Source organism: Sphingomonas sp. PP-CC-3A-396 (genome assembly GCF_004343105.1).
Taxonomy (GTDB): Bacteria; Pseudomonadota; Alphaproteobacteria; order Sphingomonadales; family Sphingomonadaceae; genus Sphingomonas.
Genome location: NZ_SLYF01000001.1, coordinates 770,137 through 794,431, shown reverse-complemented (window position 1 = coordinate 794,431; position 24,295 = coordinate 770,137). Strand labels below are relative to the sequence as shown.

At 67.0% G+C, this 24,295-nt stretch carries 22 protein-coding genes; 13 read left to right on the top strand and 9 right to left on the bottom strand.

The window, feature by feature from the left end:
* The first annotated feature begins 4 nt into the window (after positions 1–4).
* Positions 5–2,149 (top strand): acetyl/propionyl/methylcrotonyl-CoA carboxylase subunit alpha, encoded by a 2,145-nt coding sequence (locus C8J40_RS03605; protein WP_132895787.1) that lies wholly within the window; start codon positions 5–7, stop codon positions 2,147–2,149.
* Positions 2,150–2,671: 522 nt separating this feature from the next.
* Positions 2,672–5,098 (top strand): DUF3772 domain-containing protein, encoded by a 2,427-nt coding sequence (locus C8J40_RS03600; RefSeq protein WP_132895786.1) that lies wholly within the window; start codon positions 2,672–2,674, stop codon positions 5,096–5,098.
* On the opposite strand, the gene C8J40_RS03595 is transcribed toward C8J40_RS03600, so the two are convergent.
* The gene (locus C8J40_RS03595) at positions 5,083–6,114 is read right to left on the bottom strand and encodes a protein CsuE (RefSeq protein ID WP_132895785.1); all 1,032 of its coding nucleotides are present in this window, start codon (positions 6,112–6,114) and stop codon (positions 5,083–5,085) included. The two genes, C8J40_RS03600 and C8J40_RS03595, sit on opposite strands and share 16 nt — an antisense overlap.
* A 147-nt stretch (positions 6,115–6,261) precedes the next feature.
* On the opposite strand from C8J40_RS03595, the gene C8J40_RS03590 reads away from it, so the two are divergent.
* Positions 6,262–7,605, top strand: coding sequence for a sugar porter family MFS transporter (locus C8J40_RS03590; RefSeq protein ID WP_132895784.1), 1,344 nt, complete (start codon positions 6,262–6,264; stop codon positions 7,603–7,605).
* Positions 7,606–7,667: 62 nt separating this feature from the next.
* Positions 7,668–10,265 carry a TonB-dependent receptor plug domain-containing protein gene (locus tag C8J40_RS03585; RefSeq protein ID WP_132895783.1) on the top strand — a complete coding sequence of 866 codons (2,598 nt, stop codon included), beginning with the start codon at positions 7,668–7,670 and terminating at the stop codon, positions 10,263–10,265.
* Between the two features lie 156 nt (positions 10,266–10,421).
* Here C8J40_RS03585 and C8J40_RS03580 read toward each other — a convergent pair whose 3' ends face one another.
* Together C8J40_RS03580 and C8J40_RS03575 are read right to left on the bottom strand one after the other, a co-directional pair.
* Positions 10,422–11,960, bottom strand: a complete 1,539-nt coding sequence (locus C8J40_RS03580) for an ABC transporter permease/substrate-binding protein (RefSeq protein WP_132895782.1) — start codon at positions 11,958–11,960, stop codon at positions 10,422–10,424.
* A 10-nt stretch (positions 11,961–11,970) separates the two neighbouring features.
* Positions 11,971–12,732, bottom strand: coding sequence for an ABC transporter ATP-binding protein (locus tag C8J40_RS03575; protein WP_132895781.1), 762 nt, complete (start codon positions 12,730–12,732; stop codon positions 11,971–11,973).
* Between the two features lie 55 nt (positions 12,733–12,787).
* On the opposite strand from C8J40_RS03575, the gene C8J40_RS03570 reads away from it, so the two are divergent.
* Positions 12,788–13,579, top strand: coding sequence for an SDR family oxidoreductase (locus C8J40_RS03570; RefSeq protein ID WP_132895780.1), 792 nt, complete (start codon positions 12,788–12,790; stop codon positions 13,577–13,579).
* A 129-nt stretch (positions 13,580–13,708) separates the two neighbouring features.
* Here C8J40_RS03570 and C8J40_RS03565 read toward each other — a convergent pair whose 3' ends face one another.
* Complete coding sequence (locus C8J40_RS03565; protein ID WP_128453864.1) at positions 13,709–14,005, bottom strand: 4a-hydroxytetrahydrobiopterin dehydratase; 297 nt, start codon at positions 14,003–14,005, stop codon at positions 13,709–13,711.
* A 36-nt stretch (positions 14,006–14,041) separates the two neighbouring features.
* Here C8J40_RS03565 and C8J40_RS03560 point away from each other — a divergent pair, with 36 nt between their 5' ends.
* From C8J40_RS03560 to C8J40_RS03550, 3 genes are read left to right on the top strand one after another with little or no spacing between them, the layout of a single operon-like run.
* Positions 14,042–14,500 carry a metallopeptidase family protein gene (locus C8J40_RS03560; protein ID WP_132895779.1) on the top strand — a complete coding sequence of 153 codons (459 nt, stop codon included), beginning with the start codon at positions 14,042–14,044 and terminating at the stop codon, positions 14,498–14,500.
* A gap of 41 nt (positions 14,501–14,541) precedes the next feature.
* Positions 14,542–15,069 (top strand): heme ABC exporter ATP-binding protein CcmA, encoded by a 528-nt coding sequence (ccmA, locus tag C8J40_RS03555; protein ID WP_243693182.1) that lies wholly within the window; start codon positions 14,542–14,544, stop codon positions 15,067–15,069.
* On the top strand, positions 15,066–15,707 hold the full coding sequence (locus tag C8J40_RS03550; RefSeq protein WP_132895778.1) for a heme exporter protein CcmB: 642 nt from the start codon (positions 15,066–15,068) through the stop codon (positions 15,705–15,707). The genes ccmA and C8J40_RS03550 overlap by 4 nt, the downstream gene beginning before the upstream one ends.
* Before the next feature lie 87 nt (positions 15,708–15,794).
* Here C8J40_RS03550 and C8J40_RS20895 read toward each other — a convergent pair whose 3' ends face one another.
* Positions 15,795–15,920 (bottom strand): hypothetical protein, encoded by a 126-nt coding sequence (locus C8J40_RS20895; RefSeq protein WP_259457500.1) that lies wholly within the window; start codon positions 15,918–15,920, stop codon positions 15,795–15,797.
* A gap of 90 nt (positions 15,921–16,010) precedes the next feature.
* Positions 16,011–16,424: a DUF1810 domain-containing protein gene (locus tag C8J40_RS03545; protein ID WP_132895867.1), complete on the bottom strand. Its 414-nt coding sequence runs from the start codon at positions 16,422–16,424 to the stop codon at positions 16,011–16,013.
* 79 nt (positions 16,425–16,503) lie between these two features.
* Between C8J40_RS03545 and C8J40_RS03540 the strand changes: the two genes are divergently transcribed.
* Positions 16,504–17,013 (top strand): hypothetical protein, encoded by a 510-nt coding sequence (locus C8J40_RS03540; protein ID WP_132895777.1) that lies wholly within the window; start codon positions 16,504–16,506, stop codon positions 17,011–17,013.
* Between the two features lie 3 nt (positions 17,014–17,016).
* Entirely contained in the window at positions 17,017–17,634 is a 618-nt protein-coding gene (locus tag C8J40_RS03535; RefSeq protein WP_132895776.1) for a YbhB/YbcL family Raf kinase inhibitor-like protein, read from the top strand.
* Between the two features lie 452 nt (positions 17,635–18,086).
* On the opposite strand, the gene C8J40_RS03530 is transcribed toward C8J40_RS03535, so the two are convergent.
* Together C8J40_RS03530 and C8J40_RS03525 are read right to left on the bottom strand one after the other, a co-directional pair.
* Positions 18,087–19,124 carry a GGDEF domain-containing protein gene (locus C8J40_RS03530; RefSeq protein WP_243693181.1) on the bottom strand — a complete coding sequence of 346 codons (1,038 nt, stop codon included), beginning with the start codon at positions 19,122–19,124 and terminating at the stop codon, positions 18,087–18,089.
* A 178-nt stretch (positions 19,125–19,302) separates the two neighbouring features.
* Positions 19,303–19,839 carry a redoxin domain-containing protein gene (locus C8J40_RS03525; protein WP_132895774.1) on the bottom strand — a complete coding sequence of 179 codons (537 nt, stop codon included), beginning with the start codon at positions 19,837–19,839 and terminating at the stop codon, positions 19,303–19,305.
* Positions 19,840–19,929: 90 nt separating this feature from the next.
* Here C8J40_RS03525 and C8J40_RS03520 point away from each other — a divergent pair, with 90 nt between their 5' ends.
* Positions 19,930–20,772 (top strand): inositol monophosphatase family protein, encoded by an 843-nt coding sequence (locus tag C8J40_RS03520; RefSeq protein ID WP_132895773.1) that lies wholly within the window; start codon positions 19,930–19,932, stop codon positions 20,770–20,772.
* A 524-nt stretch (positions 20,773–21,296) separates the two neighbouring features.
* Here the strand turns inward: C8J40_RS03520 and C8J40_RS03515 are convergent.
* Positions 21,297–23,432 carry an AsmA family protein gene (locus C8J40_RS03515; RefSeq protein WP_207901127.1) on the bottom strand — a complete coding sequence of 712 codons (2,136 nt, stop codon included), beginning with the start codon at positions 23,430–23,432 and terminating at the stop codon, positions 21,297–21,299.
* Between the two features lie 168 nt (positions 23,433–23,600).
* Between C8J40_RS03515 and rpmI the strand changes: the two genes are divergently transcribed.
* Together rpmI and rplT are read left to right on the top strand one after the other, a co-directional pair.
* Positions 23,601–23,804, top strand: coding sequence for a 50S ribosomal protein L35 (gene rpmI, locus C8J40_RS03510; protein WP_031395289.1), 204 nt, complete (start codon positions 23,601–23,603; stop codon positions 23,802–23,804).
* Between the two features lie 19 nt (positions 23,805–23,823).
* On the top strand, positions 23,824–24,189 hold the full coding sequence (gene rplT, locus C8J40_RS03505) for a 50S ribosomal protein L20 (RefSeq protein ID WP_056054375.1): 366 nt from the start codon (positions 23,824–23,826) through the stop codon (positions 24,187–24,189).
* The last annotated feature ends 106 nt before the right edge of the window (positions 24,190–24,295 follow it).

Sequence of the window (24,295 nt, the reverse complement as noted above, 5' to 3'; positions counted from 1 at the left end):
AGTGATGTTCAAGAAAATCCTGGTCGCCAATCGGGGCGAGATCGCGTGCCGCGTCATGCGGACCGCCAAGGCGATGGGCATCAAGACCGTCGCGGTCTATTCCGACGCCGACGCGCGCGCGCCGCATGTGCTGATGGCCGACGAGAGCGTGCGACTCGGGCCCGCGCCTGCCGCCGAAAGCTATCTCAAGGCCGAGCTGATCCTGCTCGCGGCCAAGGAAACCGGCGCGGACTGCATCCATCCGGGCTACGGCTTCCTCTCCGAACGCGAGAGTTTCGCGCTGGCCTGCGCCGAGGCCGGGATCGCCTTCGTCGGGCCGCCACCCAACGCGATCGCCGCGATGGGCGACAAGATCGAATCGAAGAAGCTCGCCAAGGCCGCGGGCGTCAACGTCGTGCCGGGCTATCTCGGCGAGATCGACAGCACCGATCACGCGGTCGAGATCGCCGGCGGCATCGGCTATCCGGTGATGATGAAGGCGTCGGCGGGCGGCGGCGGCAAGGGCATGCGGCTCGCCTATAGCGAACAGGACGTCCGCGAAGGCTTCGAGGCGACCAAGCGCGAGGGGCTCGCCAGCTTTGGCGACGACCGCGTGTTCATCGAGAAGTTCATCGAGAGCCCGCGTCATATCGAGATCCAGCTGATCGGCGATCAGCACGGCAACATCGTCTATCTCAACGAGCGCGAATGCTCGATCCAGCGGCGCCACCAGAAGGTCGTCGAGGAGGCGCCGTCGCCGTTCGTGACGCCCAAGATGCGCAAGGCGATGGGCGAGCAGGCGGTCGCGCTGGCGCAGGCGGTCGGCTATTATTCGGCGGGGACGGTCGAGCTGATCGTCTCGGGCGCGGACACGACGGGGGAGGGGTTCTACTTCCTCGAGATGAACACCCGGCTGCAGGTCGAGCATCCGGTGACGGAGGAGATCACCGGGCTTGATCTGGTCGAACTGATGATTCGTGTTGCGGCTGGGGAGCCTCTCGGGTTCACGCAGGATGACGTGAAGCTCAACGGCTGGTCGATCGAGAACCGGGTGTATGCCGAGGACCCGTATCGCGGGTTCCTGCCGAGCATCGGGCGGCTGGTTCGGTACAACCCGCCCGAGACTTCGCCCCTCCAAACCCCGTCACCCCAGCGAAAGCTGGGGTATCCCGGTAATGGAGCAGGCGGCTCGAACGGGGAGACCCCAGCTTCCGCTGGGGTGACGGACATTATGGAGGCGGATGGGATCGGTTCCGGGGGACACGGCACCGCCGCGGAACCCCGAGTCCGTGTCGACTACGGCGTCCGCGAGGGCGGCGAGGTCAGCATGTTCTACGACCCGATGATCGCCAAGCTCATCACCTGGGCCCCAACGCGAGACGGTGCGATCGCCGCGCAGATCGCCGCACTCGACGCGTTCGAGCTCGAAGGCCCCGGCAACAACATCGATTTCCTCTCGGCGATCATGCAGCACCCGCGCTTCCAGTCGGGCGCACTCACGACGGGGTTCATCGCCGAGGAATATCCCGAGGGCTTCCACGGCGCCCCCGCCAACGCCGAACTCCTCAAGACGCTCGCCGCAGTCGCCGCCTTCGCCGCCACCGCGGAAGCCGATCGTGCGCGCCGTATCGACGGCCAGCTCGGCAAGCGCCTTCGCCCGCCGGCGGATTGGGTGGTGACGATCGACAAGACCGACCACGCGGTGACCGTCTCGACCGACGGCATCATGGTCGATGGCGAAGACCTCGATCTTGCGCTCGAATACACGCCCGGCGACCGCATGGTCGTCGCGGACGGCCATGGGATCGACGGCGACGAGCACCTGACGATCCGCATCGCCAAGGCCCGCGCCGGCTTCAAGCTCACGACCCGCGGCGCAAGCCACGTCGCGCGCGTGTTGCCCGCCCGCGTCGCGCCGTACACCGCGCACCTGATCGAGAAGGTCGCGCCCGATCTGTCGAAGTTCCTGATCTGCCCGATGCCAGGGCTGCTGGTGCGGCTCGACGTCGCGGCCGGTGACAAGGTCGAGGCGGGGCAGCCGCTGGCCGTGGTCGAGGCGATGAAGATGGAGAACATCCTCCGCGCCGAGAAGACGGGGACGGTGAAGTCGGTTGCCGCGAAGACGGGTGATAGTCTCGCGGTGGATCAGGTGATCCTCGAACTGGACTAAGCGACGCGCCGTCCAGTTCTGCCCTAGCTACGTCTGTAGTTATCGCCCCGTCATGTCGGGTTCGTTCCGGCATCCACCGTTCCGCACATCCGATCGAACTGGGTATGCGGAAAGGTGGGCCCCGGCCTCCGCCGGGGTGACGGAGGGGGCGGCATTCCTCCCAGCATCTGCGAGGCGAGCGGACCGCGCACCCTTTGTTCTCCCGCGAAGGCGGGGGCCCCGTCTGGGCTCCCGCCTTCGCGGGAGAACAAAGGGGTGCAGGCGACGGCTGTATCTGCTGCATTGTGTTCCGATAGCACCACCCCGGCGGAGGCCGGGGCCCAGTTGGGAGCCGGTGATGATGAAGGCCGGCGCTCCGTTACAGCGACCTCTCCAACTGGGCCCCGGCCTCCGCCGGGGTGGTGCGGGTGGTAGGCAAACGCACACCCCAAAGCGGCGCAGATAGCGGCGGCGATAGTGCCCCGACCCGAGCTTAGCGCCACCCCCTCCCGTTTCGCCTCCCGCCACTGTACAGCACCCCGGATGACCCTCTTCCGTTACCTCGCCGCGCTCCTCCTCGCGGTCACCGCCGTCACCGCGCTCCCCGCGATCGCGCAGGACGAGGCGAAGGTCGCGACCGTCGCCGCCAGCCTGACCCAAGCCTCGGCCGAGCTCCAGGCGATCGACGACGCCACCCCCGCGGCGCGCGACGACAAGGCGCGGCAGGCGTTGCGGGATCGCGCGCAGGTCGTGCAGACCACCGCGGCCGACGCGGTCCGCACGCTCACCCCCGAGATGGCGCTCGTTCAGGCGCGCGTGACCGAACTTGGCGCCGCCACCCCAGGCGTTGTCGAAGCGCCCGAGATTCGCCAGCAACGCAAACTCCTCGCGCAGAGCCAGTCGGCGATCGACTCGGCGATCAAGCGCGCGCGCCTGATCGGGATCGAGGCCAAGCAGCAGATTGACGACATCGGCGCGGCCGAGGCGGAGGAACTCGGCCAGCAATTGTCCGAGAACACCGGTTCCCCGCTGTCACCCACGCTTTGGGCCGCGATCGTCGATCACTTGCCCCGCGACACCGCGCGACTGACGCGGTTCGCCAATGTCGAGGTGCGTCAGTTCGGCACGCGGTTCGATACCCGCGCGGGTACCGGCCTGCTCGTCGGGATGCTCGCCGCGCTGGTGCTGCTCGTGCCGCTGCGGCGCTGGCTGCACGGCGTCGGTCGACGCTATGCCGCCAACCATACGCCCGGCGGCCGTCTGCGGCGTTCGGCCTATGCGTTGTGGCTGGTCGTCATCGGAACCGCGCTGCCGGGGTTTGCGGCGTGGGCGATCGTCGCGTCGTTGCGCTGGGGTGGGCTCGTCTCGCCCGCCTGGAGTCGGTTCGGCGCGATCTTCGTCGGGATCTCATGGTTCTGCGCATTCGTGTCGTCGCTCGGCGGCGCGCTGTTGCTGCGGACCCAGCCGACCTGGCGGTTGTTGCCGATCGGCGACGCTGCCGCGCAGGCGCTCAGGCCGTATAGCTGGATGGCGGCGGCGCTGATCTTTTTCGGGCAGCTGCTGATCGCGACCAATCTGCTGATCGGCGTCAGCGCGCCCGCGTCGAGTGCGGCCAACGCGGTCGTCGCGCTTCTCCATATCGTGTTGCTCGGCGCGATCCTGGTGACGCTCGGCCGGTTGCGCGCCGCCGCGCTGCCCGATCCGTCGAAGCCTGCGCGCAACACGCTGCTCGCGATCGTCGCCACGCTCGTCTGGCTGGTGCTGATCGTCGCGCTCGGCGCCGGGCTGATCGGCTATGTGAATTTGGCGCTGAAGGTTGCGACGTGGCTGGTCTGGGGCGCGATCGTCGGCGCGAGCCTGTACCTGATGATGACCTTCACCGACGATGCGTGCCGGACATTGCTGTCGAGCGGGAACCGCCTGGGTCGCTCGGCGAACAGCGGGTTCGGCGTCGACAACAAGACCGTCGACCAGATCGGCGTGCTGCTGTCGGCGGTGCTGCGGCTGTTGCTGATCATGCTCGCGGTCGGCGCGGTGATGGCGCCGTTCGGGGCAGGGGTGGGCTCGGTGTTCGAGCTGTTCGGCACGGTCGCAAGCGGCATCACGATCGGCCAGGTTACGATCTCGCCGGGGGCGGTGCTGCGCTCGATCGCGGTGCTGTTCGTCGCGCTGGCGATCATGCGCGGGCTGCAGCACTGGCTGGTGAACAGCTATCTGCCGACCACCGCGATGGACGCCGGCGCGCAGAATTCGGTGACGATGGTCGCGCGCTATGCCGGCATCATCGCCGCGGTGCTGTGGTCGCTCGGCGCGCTCGGGATCGGCATGGAGAAGCTGGCCGTGGTGCTCGGCGCGCTGTCGGTCGGGATCGGTTTCGGTCTGCAGGCGATCACGCAGAACTTCGTCTCGGGGCTGATCCTGCTCGCCGAGCGCCCGGTAAAGATCGGCGACCTCGTCCGGATCGGCAACATGGAGGGCGACGTGAAGCGCATCAACGTGCGCTCGACCGAGATCCAGGTCGCGGATCGCTCGACGCTGATCGTGCCCAATTCGGAACTGATCACCAAGACGATCCAGAACATGACGCTGGCCGCCCCGATCGGCCGGATCCAGCTGCAATTCTCGGTGCCGCTCGAGGAGGATCTGGACGCGGTGCGGACGATGCTGTTCGCGGCGTTCGCGGAGAAGCACGAGGTGCTCGACGATCCCGAATCCAAGGTGTTCATCGATTCGATCGACGCCGGCCGCGCAAAGTTCAACTGCTTCGCGTACGTGGCGAGCCCGCGGGACGCCTATCCGATCCGCAGCGAACTGCTGTTTACGCTCCTCCGCCAATTCCGCGAGGCGGGCATCGAAGTCGGCTCGACCGCGACCAAGATGGAGCTGATCGGCGCGCTGCCGGGCTCGCCCGTTGCCGATCAGAATATCGGTCAGAACTCCGATCAGAACGCCGATCAGAATAGGGCGTAGGGCAGCGACACGCTGAAGCTCGACCCTGCCGCCATCGTCCCGCGCGGGCGGATGCGGATGGTGGTGACCGCCTTGGGCGTGGTGGTCGGATCATAGGTCCAGCTCGTCCCGCCGTTCGCCGAGAAATCAACGTCGTCGGTCGCGCTCGCGGGGGTGGCATAGGTCACTGCCAGCGACGATGCGGGCGATCCCTCCGCAGTGGTCACGAACGCGGTCGAGGCGGTCCCGTCGCCGTCCAGCGCGACCGCGGCGCGGGTGGGAGTCGGGAGCACCACGGCCACCGAGTTGGCGTCGACCGCGACGATGTCGGGGTTGGTCAGCGTGATCGTCGTGCGCTGTTTGCTGCCGGGGATCGCGCGCGGATTGTTGGTGGTCGAGATCGGATCATAGGTCGTGCGCGTGGTGATGACGACCGCCACCGGCCTGGCCGAAACGACCATCGTAACGTCGACCTTGGCCGAGGTGACGGCGCTGCTCTGGTCGAGCGTACCCGCACACAACGAACCGACGCCGAGCAGCGAACAGAAGCGCCATTCCCAGCCGATCGTGAAACTGCCCTTGTACGTGCCCGGCGCGACGGCGGTCAGCGACGAGGGGCGGACATGGACTTGGACGTTGCGCGCCGATCCACCGAGCAGTCCGAGCAGGTTGATGATGCCGCCATTCATGTAGACGAACGGCGTGCCCGGCGTGAACGGATAGGTCCCGGCGCTGTCTGCGGCAACGACATAGCGTGCGGTGACGGTATCGGCGACGTTGGTCGAGGTCAGCTTGAACCCGTCCGCGCTGGTCACCGTCGCGCGCAGGAAATTGCCGGTCAGCAACGATATGACCGTGGAGGGGCAATCGAAGCCGCCCGGCACGGCGCTGTACGGCGGCGCACCGGCGACCAGCGCCGGGGGGGAATAGGTGCCGAGCGCGGTCGGACCGGTATTGGTGACCGCGCACGCCGCCCAGGCCGAGGACGGCGTGCAGGCCACGAGGGCGAAGAACAGTTTCGTCAATCCGGTCGTCAACGCGTCGGCCCCCAGGCACAAGATAGGCGGAGATCCTTGGCCGGCATTCGTTAATGCGTTTTGAAGAACCTGTTTCGGGTCTTTCCGTAGGTCGAAATGGCCTGCGATGGCCTTGCCGGGGCCGCCGAAACATTCGAAACAGCCGGCATGACGATCGCCCCCTCCAAAACCCGCCCCAGCACCGTCCTCATAGCAAGCGTCGCGACCGCGGCGCTGGCGGGGCTGTTGTTCGGCTTCGACACCGCGGTGATCGCGGGCGTCACCGGCGCGCTGAAGGCGAAGTTCGCGCTGAGCGAGGCGTGGCTCGGCTTCACCGTCTCGTCGGCGCTCTGGGGAACGCTGATCGGTGCGCTGTTCGTCGGTATGCCCGGCGATCGCTACGGCAGCCGCAACGTGCTGCGGATGCTCGCCTTCCTCTATGTCGTCACCGCACTCGGCTGTGCATTGGCGTGGAACTGGCACAGTTTCATCGGCTTCCGCTTCATCAACGGCATCGCGATCGGCGGCTCGTCGGTGCTCGCACCAGCCTATATCGCCGAGCTCGCACCACCAGCACAGCGCGGGAAGATGGTCGGCGGATTCCAGTTCGCGGTCATCCTCGGGATCCTGCTCGCCTATGTGTCGAACGCGATCATCGGCGCGCTCGATCTCGGCGATGTCGAGTGGCGATGGAAGCTCGGGATCGTCGCGGCGCCGTCGCTGGTGTTCTTCGCGCTGCTGTTCCGCATCCCCAATTCGCCGCGCTGGCTGCTCGCGAAGCGGCGCGATGCGGAGGCCAGGGACGTGCTGGCGCTGGTCGGCATGAACCCGGACATCGCGCGGCAGGATCTCGATGCGCCGAAGGGCGACGCTGCGCTCTCCTGGACGCGCCACCGCAAGCCGATCACGCTCGCCTTCCTGGTCGCGATGTTCAACCAGTTCAGCGGCATCAACGCGTTCCTCTATTACCTCAACGACATCTTCAAGGCGTCGGGCGGCAGCCTGTCGCCCGATCTGCAGGCGGTGATGATCGGCGTTGCCAACATGGTCTTCACATTGCTCGGGATGCTGCTGATCGACCGGATCGGGCGGCGTACGCTGCTGCTCTGGGGCTCGGCGGGGATGACCGGCGCGCTCACCGTCGGCGGACTGGCACTACTCGGAGTCGTGCCGCACGGGCTGCTGCTCCCGTCGCTGATCGTCTTCATCATGTTCTTCGCGCCGGGCTCGGGCGCGGTGATCTGGGTGTATATCTCGGAGGTCTTCCCGCAGAACGTCCGTGCGCGCGGATCGAGCATCGGCTCGTCGAGCCATTGGGGCTGGAACGCGGTGATCGCGCAGGTCTTCCCAATCGCCGCGGCGTGGTCGGCCGGACTGCCGTTCCTGTTCTTCGCCGCGATGATGGCGGTGCAGTTCGTGACGGTGTTCCTCTACTTCCCCGAGACCAAGGGCGTGCCGCTGGAGGAGATGGACGCGCTCATGGCGCGCCGATCGGTCGTCGAACCGGCATAATCCTGCGACAATTCGCGGCTAGGCGGGCACCGGATCGACGGTCGATCATCGGGGTGACGGGTATGCGTAAACTGGGTCTGGTTCTGGCGGTGAGCATGCCCGCGATGGCGGCGGCGCAACAGGCGCCGTCGACACCCGCCGCCGATGCCGCGTCCGCCCCGCAGACGCAGGAGCAGGACGAGGGCGCCGAATCCGAAGAGATCGTCGTCACCGGTTCGCGCAAACTGCCCGGCGCGGTGATCGGCGACATTCCCCCCGACCAGACGCTGGGCCAGGCCGAGATCCGCTCCTACGGCGTCAGTTCGATCTCCGACTTGCTCAACGAACTAAGCCCGCAGACCACAAGCGGACGCGGCAGCGGCGGCGCGCCGGTGGTGCTGCTCAACGGCCGCCGTATTTCCAGCTTCAGCGAAATCCGCGACATCCCGACCGAGGCGATCCAGCGCGTCGAGATCCTGCCCGAGGAGGTCGCGCTCAAATACGGCTATCGCGCGGACCAGAAGGTCGTGAACTTCGTGCTGCGCCGCCGTTTCCGCGCGGTGACCGCCGAAGCCGTCGACAAGATGCCCACCGAAGGCGGCAGCAATTCGCCCGATGCCAAGCTCGACCTGCTCAGCATCGCCCGCGATCGCCGGGTCAATCTGCATGCCGAATACACCTCGACCTCGGCGCTGACCGAATCCGAGCGTGACATCGCAGCGCCCACGCCGACCGCGACCAGCGCGGTTGACGCGGACAACGCCATCGTCGACCAGCGGCCGTTCCGCACGCTTCAGTCGGCCAGCAGCACCTTCACCGTGAACAGCGTGTATGCGCGCAACATCGGCAAGGTCGGCGCGACGATCAACGGTCGCCTCGAATCGACCGACAGCCGCAGCCTGAACGGCCTGCCGGTCGCGACGCTCGATGTCGGCGGCGCCACCCCGGTGTACCGGGCGCTCAACGACGATGGCTTCCTGCCGCTCACCCAGCGCACCGCGTCGATCGCGGCGCATCTCGGCACCACGCTCAACGGCGATATCGGCACGTGGCGCTGGAACGTCACGGGCAATTACGACCGTAGCGACACGCAGACCTTCACCGAGAATGGAGTGGACGCCAGCGCGTTCAAGGCACGGCTCAGGGCCGGCGATCCGACCGCCAATCCGTTCGCGCGGCTCACCGCCGGCGATATCGGTGCCGCCGCCGGCAACCGCGCCTATGCGACGCAGAACACCGGCGAGATCGATGCGGTCGCGAACGGCAACCTGTTCAGCCTGCCAGCGGGCGCGGTCTCGACGACGATCAAGTTCGGCGGACAGACCGCGGATTTCGACAGCCGTTCCTACCGCGCCGGCCTGACGCAGCGCGGCCAGGTGTCGCGCGATACCGTCAACGGCCAGGTCAATGTCGATCTGCCGCTGACCAGCCGGTCGAAGGATGTGCTGCCGTTTCTCGGCACGCTGTCGGCGAACTTCAACCTTGCCGAGGATCATCTGTCGGACTTCGGCACGCTGACGACGCTCGGCTATGGGGCGAACTGGTCGCCGATCGAGGGCGTGCGCGTGATCGCCTCGGTCACCGACACCGACGAGGCGCCGACCGCGCAGCAGCTCGGCAACCCGTCGATCACCACGCCCAACGTCCGCATCTTCGATTACGTCCGCGGCACCACCGCGACCGTGACGACGATCAGCGGCGGTAATCCCGGGCTCGTGTCGGACAACAACCACGTCAAGAAGGTCGGGGTGACGTTGAAGCCATGGTCCGCCAAGGACCTGTCGATCACCGCGAACTATGTCGAGAGCCGGGTCGACAATCCGATCGCCGCCTTCCCGTCGGCGACTGCGGCGATCGAGGCGGCATTCCCTGATCGATTCACGCGCGATGCTGCGGGGAACCTGCTGCAGGTCGACAGCCGCCCGATCAATTTCGCGCGCAGCGACCGCTCCGAACTGCGCTGGGGGATCAATTTCTCCGCGCCGCTCAAGTCGAAGATCCAGAAGGAGCTGGAGGCGTATCGCGCCGGCACCGGCCCCAATCCGTTCGAGGGGATGCAGCCGCCCGGCGGTTTTCGTCGTCCGGAAGGGGCGGGCGGCGATGGCCGGCGTGGTGGTCCAGGCGGGGGCGGTCCGGGCGGTGGCGGTCCAGGCGGCGGCGGGCGCGGCTTCGGCGGTCGTGGCGGGCAGGCCGGCGGCCGCCTGCAGTTCGCGGTCTACCATACCTGGCATTTCACCGATCGCGTACTCGTCGCGAACGGCGGCCCTAGCCTCGACCTGTTGAACGGCGACGCGATCGGCAACAGCGGCGGCCAATCGCGCCACGAACTCGAGGCGCAGGCGGGCTATACCAACAACGGTCTCGGCGCGCGGGTCTCCGCTAACTACGCGACCGGCACGCGCGTCAATGGCGGCACCGCGGCGGCACCCGAAACGCTCAACTTCGGTGGCTTGGCGACCGCCAACGCGCGGCTGTTCGCCGACCTCGGCCAGCGGCTCGAATGGGTGAAGGCGCATCCGTGGCTGCGTGGCATGCGGATTAGCCTGTCGGTCGACAACGTGCTCAACACGCGCCAGCGCGTGACCGACGCGACGGGGGCGACCCCGAACAACTACCAGCCGGATTACCTCGACCCGCTGGGCCGCACCGTCCGCCTCAGCATCCGCAAGCTCTTCTTCTAAAACGAGGCCCTCTCCCCTGCGGGGAGAGGGAGGGGCCCGCCGCTCTTGCGGTGGGAGGGTGAGGGGAGTGAGGCACGGGACGTCGACCCAAACCACCCCTCACCCTTCCGTCGCCGAGCGGCTCCTCCCTCCCTCTCCCCAAAGGGGCGAGGGCAGTTACAGCCCCACCTTCGCCGCCAGCCACCGCGCCGCCGCCTCGGGCGTCTCCTTGTCCGCATCACGATCGACCCGGTAGTTCGCCGCGCGCATCGCCTCCACCGGGATCCGCCCGACCAGCGGCTTCAGCGCACCCACGAACTTCGCATCCCCAGCCCGCTTCGGTGCGACCATCAGGATCGCGTCATACCCCGGAATCGCCCGCCGCGGATCGCTCAGCACCGCCAGACCATCCGCCGCGATCCGCCCATCCGACGAGAAGGCCGAGATCACATCGACATTCCCGCTCTCCAGCGCGCGGTACATGAAGGTCGGGCTGTACGGCGTCGTCTTGGCGAACCGCAGCGGATAGGCGCGCTTCACCGCCGCCCATTCGGGCCGCTCGAGAAACTCCAGGTCGCTGCCCAGCGTCATCGCCGGCGCGGCCTTCACCAGATCGTCGAGGCTGGCGATGCCCTTCGCCTTGGCCACATCGCCCTTCATCGCGAACGCATAGGCATTCTCGAACCCGAGCGACCCGATCAGCCCGACCCCGTGCTCGCGCTTCGCCCATGCACCGATCGCCGCGACCATCGCGCCGTGCTCGGGCACATCGTTGCGCTTCATCTCGTTCGCCCAGATCGTCCCGGCGTAATCGACATACACATCGATATCGCCGCCCGAGAGCGCGCCGAACACCACCGCGGAGCCCAGCCCGTCACGATACTCGACGGTATAGCCGGCCCGCTCGAGCCGATCGCCGATCAGCCGCGCAAGGATATATTGCTCGGAAAAGTTCTTCGCGCCGACCACCACCGTTCGGTCGCCACCACTTTTTGGCCAGAGCGGCAGCGTCGCCACCGCGGTTCCCGCCACCAATACCGCGGTGCACGCGATCCACAGCCACCGCCGCCGTGCGCGAAAACCATATTCGATCCCACCGATCAGCGCGTCGACCGCCAGCGCCAGCGCCGCCGCGGACACGCAGCCGGCAAGGACCAGCGCCCAGTTCTGCGTCTGGAGCCCGGCAAAGATCATGTCGCCGAGACTCGGCTGGCCGACCGTCGTCGACAGCGTTGCCGCGCCGATCGTCCACACTGCCGCGGTGCGGATACCGGCGATCAGCACCGGCGCGACCAGCGGCGCCTCGACCAGCCGCAGCTTCTGCGCGGGCGTCATGCCCACCGCATCCGCCGCCTGGATCACGGCGGGATCGATCCCGTGCAACCCCGCCACCGCGTTCCGGATGATCGGCAGCAACGCGTACAACGTCAGCGCAATCAGCGACGGCAGGAAGCCGAGCGCGGGGATCCCGCCGCCGACCAGCGCGGACAGGCTGAGCAACAGCGGATAGAACAGGGCCAGCAGCGCAAGGCTCGGGATCGTCTGCACCAGGCTAGCGAACCCGAGCGAGACGCGTGCGACAGTGGCGTTGCGCGCCGACCAGATTCCGAGCGGCAGGCTGATCGCGATCCCCAGCAGCAGCGCCGATGCCGACAACAGGACATGAGCGGCGAGCAATGGCGGCACGCGACCAAGCGCATCGAGAAACGCGCTCATGCGACCCCCCTCACGAAACGAGCGCCTGAAGGCGTTCGGCCTGCGCACGCGGCACCTGCACCAGCGCCTGCGCGTCGTCGCCACCCTTGCCCGCGACCAGCTCGGCCGGGGTCGCATCGGCGACGATCCGCCCCGCCTTCATCACCAGCACGCGGTCCGCCAGCAGCAGCGCCTCCGCCATGTCATGCGTCACCAGAATCGTCGTCAGCCCAAGTCGGTCGTGCAACTCGCGTATCCGGGTGCCCAGCGCGTCGCGCGTCACCGGATCGAGCGCCCCGAACGCCTCGTCGAGCAACAGCAATTTCGCTCCCGGCGCGAGCGCTCGCGCGATCCCGACGCGCTGGCGCTGGCCGCCCGACAGCGCCTCCGGCATCCGCTCCGCGATATCGCGCGGCAGGTCGACGAGGTCGAGCAGTTCGCCGACCTTCGCCTCGTCGGAGCGCCCCGCGATCCGCAACCCGATCGCGATATTCTCGGCGATCGTCATGTGCGGGAACAGGCCGATATTCTGAAACACATAGCCGATCCGGCGGCGCAGGTCTGGCGCGGGCTCGGCGGCGACGTCGGCGCCATCGATCGTCACGCGGCCCTCGCTCGGATCGACCAGCCGGTTGATCGTCTTGAGCAGCGTCGACTTGCCCGATCCCGACGTCCCGACCAGCGCGACGAAGCTGCCGCCCGCGATTTCCAACGAGACCGCATCGACCGCGATCGTCGACCCGTAGGTCTTGGTGACGCGTTCGAAAGCGAGCGCGGGGGAATTGTCTGGCATCTGCCCGCAGGATGCGGGAAACATACCGGAAAATCAAATCATAGAGAGAGGCGTCATGACCGAACAGAGCATTTTCATCACCGGCGGCGGATCGGGGATCGGTCGGGCCACAGCGCAGCTGTTCGCGCGGACGGGCTGGCGTGTCGGCCTGGCGGACGTCAACGTTGCCGGCCTCGCCGAGACCGCCGCGCTGCTCCCCGCGGGCATGGCGACCACCTACCAGATGGACGTGCGCGACCGCGATGCGTGGGTGGCCTGCCTCGACGCGTTCGTCGCCACCACCGGCGGGCGCCTCGACGTGCTGTTCAACAATGCCGGGATCGGTTCGGGCGGCCCGCTCGCGGAGACCGACTTCGCCGAGATCGACCGGGTGATCGCGATCAACCTGGTCGGCGTGCTGAACGGTGCGCGGATCGGCTATGCGTATCTCAAGCGCACGCCGGGCTCGTGCCTGCTCAACACCGCCTCCGCGTCGGCGATCTACGGCTCTTCGGGGTTGGCCCCCTATTCGGCGACCAAGTTCGGGGTGCGCGCGATCACCGAGGCGCTCGACGGCGAATGGGCGGCGGACGGCATCAAAGTGCGCAGCATCGTGCCGAGCTTCATCGACACGCCGCTGCTCGATTCTGGGGCGGGGGGAAGCAACCACTCGATCCGCGAGACGGTGACCGGCGCGGGGCTCGAACTGACCGGGGTCGACAAGGTCGCGGACGCTGCCTGGGCCGCAGTCCACGGCGACAAGGTCCACACCTATGTCGGCAAGACCGCGCACCGCATGGCGTTCGCGGCACGCTGGATGCCGGGCGCGCTGCGCAAGCGGATGCGTCGGGATCTTCGCGAGACATGACTCTTATCCTCCCCTTCGAGGGGAGGTGGCAGCCACTTGGCTCACGGAGGGGTAGCGCGCTATCGACAGCGGATCACCCCTCCGTCTGGCTGCGCCAGCCACCTCTCCTGCAAGGGGAGGGTCGGAAGGTCAGGCGTCGCCGACGATCGCGTCGATCGCTTCGGCCATCTCGATATCGCGTGGGGAAAGGCCGCCCGCGTCGTGCGTCGTCAGCAGAATCTCCACCCGGTTCCAGACGTTCTTCCACTCCGGATGGTGGTTCGCGCGCTCGGCGATCAGCGCGACCTGCGCCATGAAGCCGAACGCCTCGACGAAATCGGCGAACACGATCGTCCGCGTGATCGCATCGCGCGCATCGTCGTAATCCCACTCGTCGAGCCCATCGAGCGCCTCGGCCCGCTCGGTCTCGTTCAGTGCTTCGATCATTCGCGTGTCCCTTGCCGCTATCCTCGGGCAACGACTATGGCTGACGACATGAGCGGGCAAGCAGCAATACGGGCAGAGGCGCGCGGCGAAGCACCGGACGCCGACGCGATCGAGGCAATCGCGCGTGCGACGATCGCCCGGTTGCCGGCGCAGTTCGCGATCCATCTCGGCGACATCGTCTTCGCGGTCGAGGAATACGCCGACGACGAGACGCTCGCCGCGCTTGGCCTGGAGCACCCGCTCGATCTGTCGGGGCTGTATCATGGTCGCCCGCTCGGCGAGAAATCGTCGATGGATACCGGCGCGATGCCCGACCGCATCGTGCTGTACCGCCGCGCGATCCTGGAGGAGTGGATCGACACCGGCGTCCGCCTCGACGATCTCGTCGCGCACGTCACGATCCACGAGATCGGCCATCATTTCGGCCTCAGTGACGACGACATGCACGCACTTGAAGACGCGGCGGAAGATCCGGCGGAAGATCCGGCCACGTGACCCTCGGCTTTCGCGACGTCGCGTGCATGCGGGGCGGAAGAATGCTCTTTTCAAACGTCTCGTTCGATCTCGGTCCCGGCGATGCCGCGATCGTCACCGGGCCCAACGGTATCGGCAAGTCGAGTCTGATCCGCGTCGCCGCCGGCCTGCTCGCACCGTTCGAGGGTGGCGTGACGTGCGATGCGGACAAGGCGCTCCTCACCGAAGCGAGCGCGCTCGACACCGACCGTCCGCTCGTCGCCGCGTTGCGCTTCTGGGCGAGCCTCGACCGCGCGCCCGATCCAGACGCGCGCGCCGCCCGCGCGATGCAGGCGCTCGATCTCGAAGCCCTCGCCGACATTCCCGTCCGACTCCTGTCCACCGGCCAACGCCGTCGCGCCTCGATCGCCCGTGTCGCCGCGACCGACGCGCCGGTCTGGCTGCTCGACGAACCCGCCAACGGGCTCGACCTGGCCTCGATCACGCGGCTCGAAGCGCTGATCGCCCGACATCGGTCAAGCGGGGGCATCGCGCTCGTCGCCACGCATCTCCCGCTGTCGCTACCCGGCGCGCGGGAGATCGCGCTGTGATCGCGCTGATCCGCCGCGATCTTCGCCGTAGCGTATCGAGCGGCGGCGCGACCTTGGTCGTCGCGTTCTTCCTGCTGGTGGCGACGCTGTTCCCGTTCGCGATCGGCCCCGACGCCGCGCTGCTCGCCAAGATCGGCGGCGGCGTGATCTGGACCGCGGCATTGCTGGCAGCACTACTTCCGGTCGAGCGGCTGGTCGGTCCAGATCTGGAGGCGGGCGTGTTCGATCAGTTCGCGGTGCGCGGGATGTCGATGACATTGGTCGCGGCGGCCAAGACGATCGCGCACTGGCTCAGCTTCGGCCCGCCGCTGATGCTCGCCGCGGTGATTGCGGCGGGGCTGCTCAACCTCTCGGGCGACACGCTGCTCCGCGTCGAGATCGGCTTGCTCATCGGCACGCCGGGTCTTGCGGCACTCGCGGTCGTCGCCAGCGCGCTGGTCGCCGGCGTGCGCGGCGGAGGGGCCGTGACCGGGCTGGTGATGCTCCCGCTTGCGGTGCCGCTGCTGATCTTCGGCGCCGGTTCGCTCGACCCGGCGGGCGGCGCAGGCGCGATAAAGCTGCTCGCCGCGGTCAGCCTCGTGCTGGTCGCGGGCGCACCGTTCATCGCCGCCGCCGCGATCCGCGCCGCGCTCGATTAAGCCGCGACCGGCGCGCTCGGGGCGTCCTCGCCCTCGCCGCCTCCAGCGTCTCGCCCTCTCCCGGGGGGAGAGGGAAGGCGCGCGCGCTTAGTTGAGCGTCGTCATCTCGACGGGCTTGCCCTTGGTGGTCGGGTTGGACGCATTGGCCTTGGGCGCTTTTTCGGCCTTGGGTTTGCGGACTTCCTTGCTCGACTTCTTCTGGCTCTTGGCCATGACGACACCTCATGGGGCGAAAGGCCCCGCACCATCCTACACCGTTGCGAGAGCGCGCGCGCCTCTTATCGGCCTCTTATCGCAGACCGTTTATTGGAGCAGGCGCAATGTCGCTTCGTCCGCCGTCCCGTCGAAGAACCGGTCGAGCACCGCGCGGAACGGCGACGGGTCGTCGGCGACCGACGCGAACAGCGTCATCGACGATCGCAGCTTCACCGCATCGATATCGCCAAGGATCGTCTCGGCCGAACCGTGCGCTGCGGTCACCGCCTCGGTCGCTTCGAGCAGACGCGGCCCGAGGACCGGATGCGCGAGATACGCCCGTGCCTCGCTCGCATCGGCGATCGCATAGGTCCGCGCCATCATGCTCTGCCCCAGGCCCGCGATCTGCGGGAAGATGAACCACATCCAGTGGCTGCGTTTGGCACCGGCGTGCAGTTCGGCAAGCGCCCGCGGGTACACGCCGTGCTGTGCGGTAACGAAGCGGGTCAGATCGTGCGGCATGTCCTCGAAATGGTCGCGATCCTCCTCGACGCAACCCCCGACAAGGCCGATGCGTTGATTGCTCAGAAGAGGAATGCGCATGAAGACGATGGTGATGATCGCGGTGCTTGCACTTCCGCTGCTGAGCGGTTGCGGAAAGAAGGACGATCCGACCGACACGCTCGCCGCGAGCAACTTCACGCCGCCGCAGACGCGCGCGCCGACGCCGATCCCTGGCCAGGCACAGACCACGCCGATCACCGCCTATGTCGGGAAATACCCGCATGACGCGGTCGGCGGCGTCGATTTCTTCGACCGTACCGATGTCGCATCGGGGCTCGTCACCGCGGTTGGCGATGCGAAACTGCGCGCGACGATCCGCGGTCGCTCGGGGCCCGAAACGCCGGTGTTCAAGATCGGCGAGCGCGTCGCGGCCTGGGGCTGCGAGGAGCATAATTGCGGCGATCACAACTGGACCGTGATCGTCGACAGCAAGGCCGCCAAGACCCAGGTCTGCTACCATGATGCCGCGACGATGGGCACGCGGAGCGACTGGTATGACGGCGCCGCCCCCGTACGCCGTGCCGAAACCTGCCCCTCGGAAGGATAAGCGATGCTCGAACACATCCCGGCGTGGCTCGGCCACGCGATGAGCGGTCTGCGTGCGGGCGCCGAAAAGCTTGCCATCGTGCAGCTTGGCAACCGGTTCGAGACGCTCGATCTGACCAGCCCGGCATTCGCGCATGAGAGCCGGATGCCGCCGCGTTTTACGGCCGATGGCGAAGGCGTGTCGCCGCCGCTCGTCTGGAGCGAACCGCCGGCCGGCACCACGCATATGGTCCTGATCGTCGAGGATGCCGATGCACCGACGCCACAGCCGCTCGTTCATGCGATCGTCTGGGGCCTCGAGGCCGATGCGGGGCGTCTTGCCGAAGGTGCGATCGCCGCTGATGGGGAGGGCGATGCGGCAGGACGCGACGTTGGCCGTAATTCCTATCTTCGCGAAGGATGGCTGCCACCCGATCCACCGAGTGGGCATGGCGATCATCGATATGCGTTTCAGATGTTCGCGGTTGGCGCGGGCGCTGAAGATGTTGGCGCGACGCCGGGACGCTCTGCGGTGATCGACGCCATAACCGGCCATGTGCTGGCAGCGGGATTGTTGATCGGTACCTATTCGCGCGAGGCGGAGGCACCGGTCGGGCCAGTGGGCTTGGGTGCGCCTGCATGACGCAGGGCGGCGGTGGCGGTTTGGCCCTGGGGGCTGAACCGACGCTGCCGAGGTCGGCTCAGACCAGCGTCGTCCCGCTATGCGTGACGATCAGCAAGAGGGTGGTCGAGAAGGCGGCAAGGCCTATGAGAATGCTGCGACCCATGATGACTCTCCGTGACGTGAGGATCAGGCGATCGGGATGATCGGCGTGGCGGTGCTGACGGCGATCGCGGCGAAGACGATCGCACCGACGAACGAGCAAGCAATACGCTGGACGGTTTCAAAACGGATCGACATGGGATTTTCCTTCGATTGTCAGGCGCCGGACCATCCGGCTGCCGATATCGAATGAATTGCACGGTGCGTGCCAGTTTCGTAACGTATTGAACTGCCGTTGATTTATGATTTGCCGACGCTTCGAGTGGTAAAACGCACCACGAAACGATCGTAAATTCCGCCAACTTACGGGATTAACCGGCGCAGACCCGATCACGCCCCTGTTTCTTGGCGGCGTACAGCAGGCGGTCGGCCCGCAAGAAGGCGATCTCGGCGACCTCGTCGGCATGGATCGCCGTCACGCCCGCGGAAAACGTGATGGTCCCGAGCGCGGTATCGGTCTCCCGGTTGCGGAAGCGCTTCGCGGCCACGACCGCGCGGACCGAATCGAGCAACTCGGCCGCCTCCGCCAGGCTCAGCCCCCCGAGCAGCACGGCGAATTCCTCGCCGCCATGGCGGACAACCAGGTGCGGCGCGCATTCGGCGGCCATGGCTTGGCCGATCGCGACGAGCACCCGGTCGCCGACGCCGTGGCCATGGAGGTCGTTGACGCGCTTGAACCGATCGATGTCGCAGACCGCCAGGCAGTACGGACCTGCGTCCAGATCGCGCGCGGCATAGGCTTCTTCGAAGGCGCGTCGGTTGGGCAGGCCGGTCAAGACATCGCGTCGTGCCGTATCCCGGGCTTCGGCCAGTTTGGCGCGTAGCGCATCGGTTTCCGCCGTGGCCAGCGCCAGCCGCACCTCGCTGTCGTGGATTCGCGCGATCATCGAGCTCGTGATGCGGGTGATCTCGTCGAGTTCGGCCAGATGCGTGATCGCCGCCGCGCTTTGCGCGAGTTCATGTCCGAAACCTTCGGTCTCGGCCTGCATCGTTCGCACGATCTGCGCGAACCCGTCGACCTGCTGCTGCGTCTCGATCACCAGCGCGATCGCCGTGTCGGTCCGCATCTCGATGCTGGGCTTGGCGGGGGCCGCTGCATCAGCGCCGGTGGGCGACAGGACGAGGGGAGGACCCTGTACCACCTGCCCGCCAAGTCGCTCGATATCGTGTCGGGTCAATCTGATGCCGAGGTCGGTCTGCTGCCGGACGGCTTCCGCCAACTCACTGTCAGGCGACGATAATACGGCAAAGGCGAAGGCGTAGTGGGCGGGATCGGGGCTGAGTTTCTGCGCGTCGAGGAACCTGCCGATCCGTTCGAATATCGTCTCGTTCGGAAATGACCCGGCCATAGTTCTGGCCGCCTGTACGTCGCGCATCTCGTCCCCCGAGTTCTCGCAGTCTCCGATAAACCCGAAAGCGTTAGGATTAAGTCACCAAACCGGCAGGTAATTGCCGGTTCGATGACTATAGGCCGGTGACGACCGAGCCCGATCCATCAAGCGAGAACAACGCTCCGTGTTCGATGGCTTACTTGCCGGTGAGTTTCTCGACTGCGGCAAGTGTCGTCGAGACGTGCGCCGCGGGGTTCATGTCGTCATGGACGAACGCTATGCGACCGTCCTTGGCAATGACGTAGCTGGTCCGCTTGGTGATATCGCGACCGGCCATCTGCTTGCCGAGCGCGACGTCGTAGCCCTTGACCACGCCCGGCCCTGCGCTCGCGACCGCGAACTTGCCCGCGCACTTCTCGGCCGAGAACTTGCTCAGTGTCTCGACATTGTCCGCCGACATGCCGATCACCGTCGCGCCAGCCTTGGTAAACGCCGGGATCGCCTCCGCAAAGGCATGCGCCTCGGCGTTGCAGCCGCCGGTGTACGCGGCGGGGAAGAAGTACAGCACGACCGGGCCCTTTTTGAGCTGCTCGGCGAGGTGCACCGTGAACACCTTGCCGGCGATCGCCCCCCGCGTCGTAAAGTCCGGAGCCCTGGCGCCGGGTGCAAGCGCGGCGAAGGCGGGCGTTGCGGCGAGAAGAGCGGCGGCGGCGAGAGTCGAGACGAGGCGCATGGACGATACTCCGGTTGGATTGCAACGACCTACGCCGACGTGAGCGTTCCGTCCATTGCTCCCTGCGCCAGGGGCCGATAGGCAGGGGTCATGCCAGTCACCCAAGCCGATATCGACCTCGCGCACCGCCTCGCGGATGCTGCGGGCCACGTCATCCGACCCTATTTCCGCCACGAGCACGGCGTCGAGATCAAGGACGATCAGTCCCCCGTAACGCGCGCCGACCGCGAGGCCGAGGCCGCGATGCGCCGGCTGCTCGACGCCGAGCGCTCCGGCGACGGCATCATCGGTGAGGAGTATGGCGAGAAGCCCGGCGTCACCAACCGCAAATGGGTGCTCGACCCGATCGACGGCACGCGCAGCTTCACCGTCGGCCGCGCGATCTTCGGCACGTTGATCGCGCTGGTCGAGGATGGCTGGCCGGTGCTCGGGATCATCGACCAGCCGGTTCAGCGCGAACGCTGGGTCGGTGTCGCGGGCCGCCCGACGACGCTCAACGGCGTGCCGGTTCGCACCCGCGCCTGCCGCGAACTCGCCGGCTCGACGATCGCCACGACCAGCCCGCATCTGTTCGAGGACGGCGATGTGCAGCCCTATCTCGCGCTGGTCGCGGCGATCTCGGGCGGCAATCCGCGCCAGGGCCCGGTCTATGGCGGCGACTGCTACAATTACGGCCTGCTCGCGAGCGGCCATCTCGATGTCGTCTGTGAGTCGGGCCTAAAATTGTACGACTTCGCCGCCCTGGTGCCGGTGGTCGAAGGCGCTGGCGGCATGATGTGCGACTGGAACGGCGACCCGCTGACCGCCGCCAGCGAAGGCCATGTGTTGGCGATCGGCGACCCGGCGCGCATGGATGACGTGCTCGAGGCGATGCACCGGTTGCAGGGTGAGGCGCACGATCACGAAGGGCACGACGGGCACAATCACGGATAAGAATTCCCCTCCCGCCTGCGGGAGGGGCTAGGGGAGGGCACGACGTACGTACTGGCGTCCGGCACGCGATCAGCCCTTCCCAAACCCGCAAGCGGGAGGGAGCGAAGGCGTCATCACAAACCGCAACGCCCCCCACATCATCACCCTCTATCCGTCATCCCGGCGGACGCCGGGACCCACGGGCACGGAGCGCTAGCCTTCTAAGCGGACCCAACCATGGGCCCGGCGTCCGCCGGGGTGACGGGTGGGAGTGCTGGAGACGCAGCCTCGGTTCGGAACCAAGTCGCAGGTACGCCGGACTAACCCAAGCGGCGCGCACGGTTCAGACGAACGGGGTTCCAACCAGCCCGCCGCATACCGTGAAGCCCCGCTCACACCCCCATCCGTCATCCCGGCGGACGCCGGGACCCATGGACGCGGAACGCTAGCCATCTACGCGAGCCCAACCATCGGCAACAGTGGCCGCTTGACGCCAGGATGAGCGATCTAGGGAAGGGAGGACCGTACAGTGGGTCCCCATGCCCTCAGAAGATCCCCAGAAACTTCTTCCGCTGTGCCTTGCCCTCGGAGCGGGTTGGCTTCCCGTCCTCGGCCTTGGCCGTCGTCCCATGCCCCACATCATCGCGCGGCTGACCCTCGGTAGTCCGCTGCGCGGCGGCCGTCGCCCCGGCCAGTACCGGGCCGCAGGCGGTCGACTTCGCATCGCCGACATCGACGAACGCCAGAATCCCCGCGACCGGCGTCGCGACCAGCGCCAGCCCGAGCCCGCTGCCGACGCGCGCGAGCAGGTCCTTCGAGATCACGTTGAGCTTCGGCGCAGCGAACATCCCGCCAACACTCACGGGCGACTGCCCAGCAAACAGGCTGAACTTCTTCGAATCCGCGCGAAACGCGAGGTCGACCGCCTCGTTGCGAAAACTGAACCCGCCACGCCCGACGATCACGTTCTTGCGGGTATCGATCAGGATCGGGTCCGCCGCCGCGACACCGCCGCGCACCGTGAAACCGATGAGCCCGCAATTCAACTGCACCGGCTCGTCGAGCTTCCCCTGGAACATCCGTTGCGCAAACGTGCCGATGTCGAGTTCGGCGAGCTGCACATTGCGCACCGAAAGCGCCCCCGACGGCAGCACGAACGCAATCCGCCCGCGCGACGACGCCAGCGAATCGTGGATCGAGTCGCCGCGGCCATCAAGCTTGATGCGACCCTTGACGGTCCCGGTCGTCCCGGCCTCGGTCAGGCCATACCCCTTGAGCAGCCGACCCAGCGGCGTCGGCGCGAGGCGGATGTCGTAGGACACTGCGCTTGGCCGTGCGCGCGTATCGAAGATGACGTCCGAGGCAACGTTGCCGCGCGCCATCGAGAAGGTCAGCGGCGACAGCGCCAGCCGCCCGCGTTCCAGGTCGAGCGTCAGGTCGATGTTGGAAATCGGCAGGTTGCGCGACTTCACCACACCGATCGTCCATTTCAGGTCGGCATCGAAAATCTGCATCGTCGCAACCGGCAGGTTCCCGTCGGGCAGCAGGCGCTGCGGTGCAGCCCCCGTCGCCGCGGCGGCTGCCACCGCACCCTTCGACTCGACGATGTCGGGATTGAACCCAATGAACGGCGCCGCATCGATGATGTCGAGACTCTTGGTCGTGAGCACCGAATCGAGATGGATGCGCTCGCCGTTGGTGATCGTCAGCTTGCCCGCAAGATCGGTCCGGCCTGCAAAGCCGCGCAGGTGCGTGAAGGCGTATTCGTCGCCCTGCTTGATGAGTTGCGCGCGCAGTTTGTAGGTCCGCGTGTTCGGGATCGCGACGTCGATCACGCCCAGCAGCGTCGACAGATTGGTGCCGCGTGCGGTGACGGCGAGCGGCACGTTCTCGACATCGGCGATGCTCGGCAGCGTCCCCGCGACGTCGATGATATTCCCCGCCGCCCGCGCTCGCGCGACCAGCTTGTTCTGCCCGCGATTGGCGGTCGCGTCGGGCGACAGCAACTGCGCGGTCACGGTGAACGGCGTCTCGCGCAACCGCCCCTTGCCCGTCAGCCCAACCGCACGACCGATCGTCGCGTCGACCGAGCGGATGTCGGCGACCTCGAGGTCCGCCAGCACGCGCATCCGCGGATCGAGATAGCGCACCGTCGTGCCCGTGACCGTGGCGACATCGATCCTCGGGAATTCGAGCGGCTTGCCACCCTTCTTGTTCGAGAACGTCCAGGTGTTGGCAGTGTGCGCTGCGTTCCACTCGAGATCGACATCACCGTTGACCAGGTCGAGCCAATACAGCCGCCGCTTGCCGAAGATGAGCGACAGCGGCGCGATCCGCGTGTCGAGCTTGTCCGCCTGGAACAGGTTCGGCTTGCTCGCCCAGTCGGGGTTCGAGAGCGTGAAGTTCTCCGCGTACAGCTTGATGCGGAACGGCGCGAAATAGAGCTGGAAGTCGCCGCGCACGGTCAGCGTCCGGTGCGTGAGCGAGCCGACAACGCGCTCGAACGGGTGCTTCAGGAAGCGCCCCTTGGTGATATACAGCACCAGCCAGATCGCGACGATGACCGCGACGATGCCAAGCAGGATGTTACGCAGTATCCGCCGCTTGCGACGTTTTTGCACGGAGGCTGCTTCCGGGGCCGCGGAAGGGGTCTCGATCGGCTGCGTCGGGCTGTCGTCCATGCTTGGCCTATCGCACGACAGCCGCGTCAGTTCCACAACGGTTGATATGCCGCATTTATGCGTCTATGCGGCCCGCTTCCTCGAAGGGAACGCGTTCGACGAATCGCCCGGCCAGTGTGGGCTGCCGCGGCGATTTCAGCGTCCTCCTTCGTAACCGAAAGGATAAAAATGCCCAAGCTGAAGACCAAGAGCGGCGTCAAGAAACGCTTCAAGCTCACCGCCACCGGCCTGCTCAAGCACGGCGTCGCCGGCAAGCGTCATCGTCTGGCGCATCACAACGGCAAGTACATCCGTCAGAACCGCGGCACCAAGCTGCTGTCGAAGGCCGATACCGCAGCAGTGAAGGCCTGGGCGCCTTACGGCCTGCGTTGAGCTGAGAAGGAATTAGACAATGGCACGCGTAAAACGGGGTGTTACCACCCGCGCCAAGCACAAGCGTATTTTGGTTCAGGCGAAGGGCTATTATGGCCGTCGCAAGAACACCATCCGCATCGCCCGTCAGGCCGTCGAGAAGGCCGGACAGTACGCATATCGCGACCGCAAGGTTAAGAAGCGCACGTTCCGTGGCCTCTGGATCCAGCGCATCAACGCCGGCGTCCGCGCCGAGGGTCTGACGTATTCGCAGTTCATGCACGGCGTGAAGCTTGCAGGGATCGAACTCGACCGCAAGGTCCTGGCCGACATCGCCATGCACGAGGGCGCTGCATTCAGCGCGATCGTCGCCCAGGTGAAGGCGGCGCTTCCCCAGGCCGCGTAATTTCGCGACCGAGGTGAGTTTCGGGAGGGCGTCGGTGGAGACCACCGGCGCCCTCTTTGCGTTTGGGGCTTGGTGAGCGCCTTAACGTCGAGAGCTTCAGAAGCTT

Excerpts from the sequence above, each read along its gene's own strand:
- C8J40_RS20895 (WP_259457500.1), bottom strand. The coding sequence starts at position 15,920 with ATGGCCAAGAGCCAGAAGAAGTCGAGCAAGGAAGTCCGCAAACCCAAG.
- rpmI (WP_031395289.1), top strand. The coding sequence starts at position 23,601 with ATGCCCAAGCTGAAGACCAAGAGCGGCGTCAAGAAACGCTTCAAGCTC.
- ccmA (WP_243693182.1), top strand. The coding sequence starts at position 14,542 with ATGCTCTTTTCAAACGTCTCGTTCGATCTCGGTCCCGGCGATGCCGCG.
- rplT (WP_056054375.1), top strand. The coding sequence starts at position 23,824 with ATGGCACGCGTAAAACGGGGTGTTACCACCCGCGCCAAGCACAAGCGT.
- C8J40_RS03535 (WP_132895776.1), top strand. The coding sequence starts at position 17,017 with ATGCTCGAACACATCCCGGCGTGGCTCGGCCACGCGATGAGCGGTCTG.
- C8J40_RS03525 (WP_132895774.1), bottom strand. The coding sequence starts at position 19,839 with ATGCGCCTCGTCTCGACTCTCGCCGCCGCCGCTCTTCTCGCCGCAACG.
- C8J40_RS03590 (WP_132895784.1), top strand. The coding sequence starts at position 6,262 with ATGACGATCGCCCCCTCCAAAACCCGCCCCAGCACCGTCCTCATAGCA.
- C8J40_RS03600 (WP_132895786.1), top strand. The coding sequence starts at position 2,672 with ATGACCCTCTTCCGTTACCTCGCCGCGCTCCTCCTCGCGGTCACCGCC.
- C8J40_RS03565 (WP_128453864.1), bottom strand. The coding sequence starts at position 14,005 with ATGATCGAAGCACTGAACGAGACCGAGCGGGCCGAGGCGCTCGATGGG.
- C8J40_RS03515 (WP_207901127.1), bottom strand. The coding sequence starts at position 23,432 with ATGGACGACAGCCCGACGCAGCCGATCGAGACCCCTTCCGCGGCCCCG.
- C8J40_RS03520 (WP_132895773.1), top strand. The coding sequence starts at position 19,930 with ATGCCAGTCACCCAAGCCGATATCGACCTCGCGCACCGCCTCGCGGAT.
- C8J40_RS03540 (WP_132895777.1), top strand. The coding sequence starts at position 16,504 with ATGAAGACGATGGTGATGATCGCGGTGCTTGCACTTCCGCTGCTGAGC.
- C8J40_RS03605 (WP_132895787.1), top strand. The coding sequence starts at position 5 with ATGTTCAAGAAAATCCTGGTCGCCAATCGGGGCGAGATCGCGTGCCGC.
- C8J40_RS03560 (WP_132895779.1), top strand. The coding sequence starts at position 14,042 with ATGGCTGACGACATGAGCGGGCAAGCAGCAATACGGGCAGAGGCGCGC.
- C8J40_RS03585 (WP_132895783.1), top strand. The coding sequence starts at position 7,668 with ATGCGTAAACTGGGTCTGGTTCTGGCGGTGAGCATGCCCGCGATGGCG.
- C8J40_RS03530 (WP_243693181.1), bottom strand. The coding sequence starts at position 19,124 with ATGGCCGGGTCATTTCCGAACGAGACGATATTCGAACGGATCGGCAGG.
- C8J40_RS03575 (WP_132895781.1), bottom strand. The coding sequence starts at position 12,732 with ATGCCAGACAATTCCCCCGCGCTCGCTTTCGAACGCGTCACCAAGACC.
- C8J40_RS03570 (WP_132895780.1), top strand. The coding sequence starts at position 12,788 with ATGACCGAACAGAGCATTTTCATCACCGGCGGCGGATCGGGGATCGGT.
- C8J40_RS03580 (WP_132895782.1), bottom strand. The coding sequence starts at position 11,960 with ATGAGCGCGTTTCTCGATGCGCTTGGTCGCGTGCCGCCATTGCTCGCC.
- C8J40_RS03545 (WP_132895867.1), bottom strand. The coding sequence starts at position 16,424 with ATGCCGCACGATCTGACCCGCTTCGTTACCGCACAGCACGGCGTGTAC.